Here is a 1157-nt window from a genome sequence, read left to right on the forward strand (position 1 = left end):
CAATTAGCAAAGACTGCTTAATCCCATTCGGAGGTTGATGGTTTTTGCGAACATTGCTTGACACTATCATTAGTTGTATGTTCAAATATTGTTTGTAATTCATTTCGGTTATGTACAAGAATTGATTTATATTTTTGTGAAATCAATTTTTTTTTGACAAAAGAGTTAAGAATGCGGGTCGTAGTAATACGACTCATTCCTGTTACTTCTGCAATTTGTTCATGCGTCAAAATAACTCTATCTTCGTCTACTTTTGTATATGAATATAGTAAGCAGGCTAATTTTTCTTCATTTTTAATAAATTGTGCATAAAAGATCCAATTATGTAATAGTGTTATTTTCTTCATTAATACCGAGAGTAATTCGTTTATACCATTCTTTTCGCTTAGGCACATTTGAAGTAGCATTTTTGGCGTTATTTGATAAGTAATTAAATTTGTAATAGCACTACAACATACTATACGAGTAGGAGGCATAGCAAACACTTCTTCACCGTAGGTGGTATTTTCGTGGACATATATTAAATTATGTTCTTCACCATTTGGATAAATAAGAAATGCGCGAGCTTGTCCTTTTACCACGTAATAAATGAAGTCAGCAGGTTCATCTTTTACAAACACAATTTCTCCGGCAGAAAATCTTTTTAACGTACCATAATTTTTAAAAATTTGAGGAATAAATTCTAAATTGTTAGACAAAAAAATGTTATTACATGTCATGTTTTTACCTCCTAAAATTATGTGTATATCAATTAGTATCTGTATTAAAATTAAAAACTAAATAAATTATAAATACCATTTGTTATTTTAATAGATGGTATTTTTTTTGTACAATAATTATATCATACGATTGCTATTTTTGCATACATAATATGATTATTTCAAATGATACAATTGGAAATTGGATAGTACTATATACTTCTGTTAAGTTAAATACTTTTTGTTCGTATTAAAAAAATGTATTTTACATAATTTAATATTTTTATTAAATTATGTAACGATTAGTGCTCATGAATTAATAATTTTGCAGAGTGCTATGCGTGTTTTTCTTTATTCATTTATTAAAAAAGGAGCTGATAGTATGTATGACAAAGATTTATTAAAAGATGCGTATCGCAAAATGTCGCTCATCCGCGCTTACGAATCTAAGGTCGAAGA

Annotated in this window: 1 protein-coding gene; it reads right to left on the reverse strand. The window is 28.0% G+C overall.

From position 1 onward, the window contains the following. Window positions 1-17 precede the first annotated feature (17 nt). Window positions 18-719, reverse strand: a complete 702-nt coding sequence (locus BLR11_RS13885) for a Crp/Fnr family transcriptional regulator (RefSeq protein WP_091653293.1) — start codon at window positions 717-719, stop codon at window positions 18-20. Between the last annotated feature and the right edge of the window lie 438 nt (window positions 720-1157).

The organism is Megasphaera paucivorans (genome assembly GCF_900103535.1).
Taxonomy (GTDB): Bacteria; Bacillota; Negativicutes; order Veillonellales; family Megasphaeraceae; genus Megasphaera_A; species Megasphaera_A paucivorans.

Bases quoted from the DNA above. Each gene is read 5' to 3' on its own strand.
- BLR11_RS13885 (WP_091653293.1), bottom strand. From the start codon at position 719: ATGACATGTAATAACATTTTTTTGTCTAACAATTTAGAATTTATTCCT.